This is a genomic window from Streptococcus sp. 1449 (assembly GCF_013276805.1).
Classification (GTDB): domain Bacteria; phylum Bacillota; class Bacilli; order Lactobacillales; family Streptococcaceae; genus Streptococcus; species Streptococcus pseudopneumoniae.
Map to the genome: position 1 here is coordinate 1 of NZ_VMLS01000055.1, position 6,059 is coordinate 6,059.

Genomic DNA, 6,059 nt, shown 5'->3' on the forward strand with positions numbered 1-6,059 from the left:
ACTTAGCCATTGATGATGCATCGGCAATATCCTAGGGGCTTATTTTGATAAAAAAGAGAACTTGAATGCTTACTATCATGTCCTTGAACAAATATTAGCCAATCACGGTATTCCCCTTCAAATTATAGTAGATTGAAACTAGAATAGTACACCTCTACTTCTAAAACATTGTTAGAAATCGATTTGACTGTCCTGATCGGTTTGTCCTATTCTTATTTCATTTTACTATACTTTCAAACCTAGCCGTTTCTCAATAAAACGACTAACTGAATACATCACACGCTTAGCGGCTGCCTCGCTTCCGACCATCATCACACAATCATCTGCGTAGCGCACAAATCGAAGTCCCCTCTTTTCTAATTCCTTGTCCAATTCATTAAGCATGATATTAGATAAGAGAGGAGATACATTTCCTCCCTGTGGTGTACCAACTAGCGTTTTATGACGCCGACCGTTAATGATAACACCTGAATGAAGATACTTACGAATCAAGGATTCCCTATCTCCGTCTTCGATCATATTATGTACTAAGGACATCAATCTATCTTGAGGAACCCTATCGAAAAATTTCTCTAGGTCTATATCCACTATCCACTCATAGCCGTCATTTAAGTACTCTAAGAGCTTGGACAATGGCTTGTTGGATTATCCTATCCATCACTGTCGGAATCCCAAGCTGAAGGACACCTCCATTGGGTTGGGGGATTTCAACTCGCAGGACTGATTGAGGTTTGTATTTTCTCTGTTTTATCAGCTCCTTAGTCAAGCGCCAGTTTTGTCTGAGATAGTCATCCATCTCTTCGATAGTCATTCCATCAATCCCAGCTGAGCCTTTATTGGATTTTACTTGATTGTAAGCTTCCAGCATATTTTCGCGTGATACTATCTTATCTAGCAATTTTGACATGTGCCTATTCCTTTCTTGTTTTGGTGCCTGAGGGATATCTTATATTGGTGAACCTTCATCTAGTCAATACGTGACAGAGTCCAGTTCTATCAGACCGTTCGTTTTACAGACACAAGTAAAGTAGGATTACTTCGATCTGTCGTTTTCTCTTTCTAGCGACAGAGCTCACGGGATAAGTCCTACATCTTTCCTCGTTTAGACTAGACATGAGGACGTTAAAAGGTTACAGTGGAAAAAGATAAATCTTAGTTCGAATTCAATTACTCTCGTGATTTACGCATATAGGTTACGACTACCTTTTTGGACTTTAAGGTTTCGCGCCCCCCTATCCGCTATATACGCCTTACTATCACCTTCCTGTTCGTAGAGCCACGATTTCGCTATCCCTTCCTCTGACGATTCTTATTTCCAGCGTCAGACTTAAAACGGTCTATCCCCAGACCGTTTTAATCCGCTACCTCACGATAGTCAGGCTTGGGAATCGCTATTGGGTTCACCGGTAGCAGGTGCCCACCAAGGACTTATACTCAATGAAAATCAAAGAGTAAACTAGGAAACTAGCCGCAGGCTGTACTTGAGTACGGCAAGGCGACGTTGACGTGGTTTGAAGAGATTTTCGAAGAGTATTACACCTCAGATGCACCACATGCCCGTCGTACTTCAAAAAAACTGAAGTCAGATTTCACTGACCTCAGTTTTTTATTATTTAGCATAATCTACTGCACGAAGCTCACGAATCACGGTTATCTTGATATTTCCTGGGTAATCGAGATTGTTTTCAATTTTCTCACGAACTTTGTGAGCTAAGATTGTGACTTTGTCGTCCTTGATTTTTCCTGGATTGACCATGATACGAATTTCACGTCCTGCTTGAAGGGCAAAGCTATTTTGTACCCCTTCAAAGCCGTTCGCAATTTCTTCCAAATCATGGAGACGCTTGATGTAGCTTTCAAGAGACTCACTACGAGCACCTGGACGAGCTGCGCTCAAGGCATCTGCTGCAGCAACGATAACTGCAATGACGCTCTCAGCTTCAACATCTCCGTGGTGACTAGCAATCGTATTGACCACAACTGGATGTTCCTTGTACTTACGTGCCAATTCCATACCGATTTCAACGTGGCTACCTTCAACCTCGCGGTCAATGGCTTTTCCGATGTCGTGAAGGAATCCAGCACGACGGGCAAGAGCCGCATTCTCACCAAGCTCGCTGGCCATAATACCAGCTAACTTAGCAACCTCAATCGAATGGCGCAAAACATTTTGGCCATATGAAGTCCGGAATTGCAAGCGACCCATAATCTTCATCAAGTCTGGATGAAGGTTTGGTGCGCCAATCTCATAGGCAGCAGCCTCACCGTATTCACGGATCTTATTGTCAATCTCTTGACGGTTTTTCTCAACCAACTCTTCGATACGAGCTGGGTGGATACGACCATCCTTGAGCAACATTTCCATAGTCATACGGGCAATCTCACGACGAATCGGATCAAATCCTGACAAGGTCACCACTTCTGGTGTATCGTCGATAATCACATCGACCCCTGTCAAACTTTCAAAGGTACGAATGTTACGACCTTCACGACCAATAATGCGTCCCTTCATAGTATCGTCTGGCAGATGAACCGTTGAGTTTGTTGACTCCGCTACATATTCACCAGCGATACGTTGCATAGCTTGAACCAGGATGTCCTTGGCCATTTTGTCAGAACGTTCCTTGACCTCTTGCTCAGCTTCGCGAATACGACTGGCAATCTCCTTGGTCAAGTTTTCCTCTGTCTGTGCCAAGATAATATCTCGTGCTTCTGCCTGAGACAGAGCACCAATACGCTCTAGTTCTGCTTCTTTTTGTCTTTCGACTTCCTCTAATTGCTCTTCACGCGCATCAAGGTTTTTCGCTCTATCAGAAATACTTTGTTCTTTTTGTTCAAGTGTTTGTTCTTTACTCGTCAAATTGTCGTCCTTACGGTCAAGGCTGGTAGCTCTCTCTGTCAAACGACTTTCGATTTGTTTGAGTTCTTGACGTTCTGATTTGAATTCAGCGTCCACTTCTTCACGGTATTTTCTGGCTTCTTCTTTGGCCTCCAATAGTGCTTCTTTTTTAAGAGACTTGCTTTCACGTTTGGCTTCATTAACAAGTAAATCCACTTCACGCTCAGCTTGTCCACGTAAATTAGTTGCTTCTTGTTCAGCATTTAAAAGCATCAACTCTGCAGCTTCCTGAGATGATTTCATCTTAGCTGAGATGCTGACATATCCAATGACTAAACCAATGATGACGGCAAAAACAGCAATCGCAAGCGACATGATTTCCATGTTTTTACCTCATTTTATTGTTATTCCGAATGACATACATTCTTTTACATTCTACCATAAAAAAGTGATTTTCACAAACCTTAAATGGATATCGCTAACATCCGCATTATCACTATCATAGTTATCATTTACAGATATAAAGCGAATACCTTTTTCAAGAAATATCTTTTGTAAGTACTTTCCTGACTCGATATAATCTCTGCCGAAACGAGATAAATCTTTTACCATAATGATAGAAAACTTTCCTTTATTCAGGTCATCAATCATATTCTTAAAATTTGGTCGCTCAAAATTAGAACCACTATATCCATCATCTACATATTCATAGGATAATTCAATAGATTTCTCTTCTACCTCAAAAGCAAAAAGGATAAATTCCCCCTACACTTAAAATTTATCCCTCTTGGTAACCTCTTTTATTAATTTTTTTGATAAAGAAAACGCACATTTTATTTAACTGGTGCTGAAATATTTATAATAATATTTTTTTAGTTCTTTCTAGAATAATGATATTAAGATTTTTCATATATCTTATATATTCTTCTTCTGTGCTAGCAATCCTAATATCTTCTTTATCTAAAAAGACAACCTGATTGTTCTCTAAATCTGATTTAATTAAATCTATAATTTTATTTTGCTCATATATAAATCCTTCTAACTTAAAAAACTCGACAAATTTCTCAAATCCATTTTTACAATTATCATCATCAAAAAATAGTTCAAACCATTCACGGTAATTCTCTATAGCATAATCTATTTTTGAATTATTATTTCCCGCAAACCATTCTTTTATAGCATATAGTGTTAAATCAAAACGATCATAATATCCTTTATAAATTCCATTCTTGATTCTAGGTTTTCCACCTCTAGCTGTATTAACGGTTTCTGATTTTCCACCACCTCTAGGGAAAAGAATGTGTCCACCTATTGTTCTTGAAATACTCAAATGATCTAAAATTATTCTGTCGTTTAATCCTGCCTTTCTTGCCCAATAAATAGAGGCTCCTATATAATCACTTGATAATAAATACTTATCCTTATCAATAAATAAAGTATAAAAATCTCCATTTCCAAAGTTTTGGCATTTATTACATACAGATGTTATTTTAAGTTTTTCTTTTGAATCATCATCAAAAAACATCTTACATAAATCATCGTACAACGCCTTACTACATACATCAGGATCCTTTCTATTATATAATGAAAAACCTTTGGGAAAATAAGGATATAAATCAAATAGATAATTTTTAAACTTCATATTTATTATTCTCCATTAAATCTTTTTAGGAAATTTAAAGTCAAATTTTCCTCCAAGCACACCCGCACTTACTCCCGCAACTACTACAAGTGTTGTACTAATTGTTCCTATTTTCTTCACGCCACTGTTTAGCTCTTTTGTTAAATAAAACAACATTAATCATATCTGCTTCACTTACATACTTGTAAGACAACTGTTCGTTGGTAAGATCTTTTAAGAGATATTCTTTGATTGCATCTGTATGAATTTTGTAGTTAATCTTAGAAATTTCTCTATTCAAATTCCAGCCTAATGATATCTTAGAATTTTAATCTGACTTAAGTCTTTTGTAATCCTGAATTACATACATCTTAAATTCAGCAGAAATACATGAAGCAAATTCAAAGGCAATATCTATATGTGCAAATGCACCACCATATCTTCCACCTTTTGAGATAATTCCGATTGCTCCAGTTTTCTCTACCCATTTCTTAGGAGACAATGTAAATGAATTATATCCAGCTTCCGATTTAATTCGGTCGAATTCGACCGAATTGAAATTCATGTTGTTTAAGCTTTTCCATAAACCAAGAAACTCAATTGTATCTTTTCTTCTCATCCAATTTTTAATTACATCACTCGATACTTATCCGAACGATAAGCTCCACGTAAGGTGTTCGCAATCGACCAAACTGCATTGACTACATTTGAAATCTGAACATCGTTCGACTGGAATATCGGTAGTTTTTCTTTAAAATTAGACATTTACTTCCCCTGTTTTTATTATTAACAATTCTCTTCATTATACCACAAAATACAAGTGATAAAGCGGATTCAAGGGAAAAAATCGAAGTTTATATACTAACTTTCTTTTCTGAGTTTTTGTCTTTTGTATTAGGGATTCTGTCATTTTCTAAAAAACTTTATCTTAAACTTACTCATAAAAATTTAAAAAATAAAAAGCCCACCTTTCAGTAGACTTAGTAGTGATCTTTGAAGGACAAAAAAGCGATGCTATCTCCATCCATCATATAAATCAAGCGATTTTCTGCATCAATACGCCGTGACCAGGCTCCTTGGTAGTCATACTTGAGTGGTTCTGGTTTTCCTATTCCTGTAAATGAATCACTTTGAATATCCTTAATTAGTTTATTGATTCTTTTTAGTGTTTTCTTATCCTGAGTTTGCCAGTAGCAATAATCTGCCCACGCATCTTCTGTAAACTTGAGCAGCATTCCTCACTCCTCAATAACATGGACTTGAGTGCTTCCAGCACGGACTTGAGCCATTCCTCGCAAGACCTTGTCAGATAGTTCCTTATTTTGAACGATTCTCAGAGTTTCCTGAATACTGTCCCATTCGCTCTTTGAAAGAACTACAATGTCCTCATCTGGATTTTTATTAACCACCGTTAAAGGCTCAAATTCATCATTGACCTTCTTCATGTAGTCTTTTAAATGATTTCGGAATGTTGAGTAAAGAACTGCTTCCATAACCATACCTCGTTTTACCTCTTTTCCACTATTATACACGAAAAGAAAGAAATTGTCAGAAACTTGTACAAGATTTTCTTTTCCATCTATTTATACTCAATGAAAA

General features: G+C 37.3%; 5 protein-coding genes and 4 pseudogenes. 1 reads left to right on the forward strand and 8 read right to left on the reverse strand.

The features are described 5' to 3' along the window. A pseudogene (locus HT687_RS12025) lies at positions 1-133 on the forward strand (ISNCY family transposase); the annotation flags it as partial. A 95-nt stretch (positions 134-228) separates the two neighbouring features. Here HT687_RS12025 and HT687_RS09380 read toward each other — a convergent pair. The 8 genes and pseudogenes from HT687_RS09380 to HT687_RS09415 form a co-directional block, all read right to left on the reverse strand. Next, a pseudogene (locus tag HT687_RS09380) lies at positions 229-907 on the reverse strand (reverse transcriptase domain-containing protein); the annotation flags it as partial. Between the two features lie 702 nt (positions 908-1,609). Next, complete coding sequence (locus tag HT687_RS09385) at positions 1,610-3,223, reverse strand: ribonuclease Y (protein WP_000404950.1); 1,614 nt, start codon at positions 3,221-3,223, stop codon at positions 1,610-1,612. Positions 3,224-3,304: 81 nt separating this feature from the next. Next, positions 3,305-3,559 (reverse strand): annotated as a pseudogene (locus HT687_RS09390) (recombinase family protein); the annotation flags it as partial. A gap of 136 nt (positions 3,560-3,695) precedes the next feature. Continuing rightward, positions 3,696-4,481 (reverse strand): hypothetical protein, encoded by a 786-nt coding sequence (locus tag HT687_RS09395; protein ID WP_000669602.1) that lies wholly within the window; start codon positions 4,479-4,481, stop codon positions 3,696-3,698. 15 nt (positions 4,482-4,496) lie between these two features. Beyond that, the gene (locus HT687_RS09400; protein ID WP_000899898.1) at positions 4,497-4,637 is read right to left on the reverse strand and encodes a hypothetical protein; all 141 of its coding nucleotides are present in this window, start codon (positions 4,635-4,637) and stop codon (positions 4,497-4,499) included. Continuing rightward, positions 4,591-5,094 (reverse strand): annotated as a pseudogene (locus HT687_RS12390) (KilA-N domain-containing protein); the annotation flags it as partial. The pseudogene HT687_RS12390 and the gene HT687_RS09400, both read right to left, overlap by 47 nt. A 346-nt stretch (positions 5,095-5,440) precedes the next feature. Next, positions 5,441-5,695, reverse strand: a complete 255-nt coding sequence (locus HT687_RS09410; RefSeq protein WP_016398855.1) for a Txe/YoeB family addiction module toxin — start codon at positions 5,693-5,695, stop codon at positions 5,441-5,443. Positions 5,696-5,698: 3 nt separating this feature from the next. Next, positions 5,699-5,953: a type II toxin-antitoxin system Phd/YefM family antitoxin gene (locus HT687_RS09415; protein WP_016398854.1), complete on the reverse strand. Its 255-nt coding sequence runs from the start codon at positions 5,951-5,953 to the stop codon at positions 5,699-5,701. Positions 5,954-6,059 lie beyond the last annotated feature (106 nt).

What these genes read in the sequence shown, in the direction of transcription:
- HT687_RS09385 (WP_000404950.1), bottom strand. Translation starts at nt 3,223, where the DNA reads ATGGAAATCATGTCGCTTGCGATTGCTGTTTTTGCCGTCATCATTGGT.
- HT687_RS09395 (WP_000669602.1), bottom strand. Translation starts at nt 4,481, where the DNA reads ATGAAGTTTAAAAATTATCTATTTGATTTATATCCTTATTTTCCCAAA.
- HT687_RS09400 (WP_000899898.1), bottom strand. Translation starts at nt 4,637, where the DNA reads ATGTTGTTTTATTTAACAAAAGAGCTAAACAGTGGCGTGAAGAAAATA.
- HT687_RS09410 (WP_016398855.1), bottom strand. Translation starts at nt 5,695, where the DNA reads ATGCTGCTCAAGTTTACAGAAGATGCGTGGGCAGATTATTGCTACTGG.
- HT687_RS09415 (WP_016398854.1), bottom strand. Translation starts at nt 5,953, where the DNA reads ATGGAAGCAGTTCTTTACTCAACATTCCGAAATCATTTAAAAGACTAC.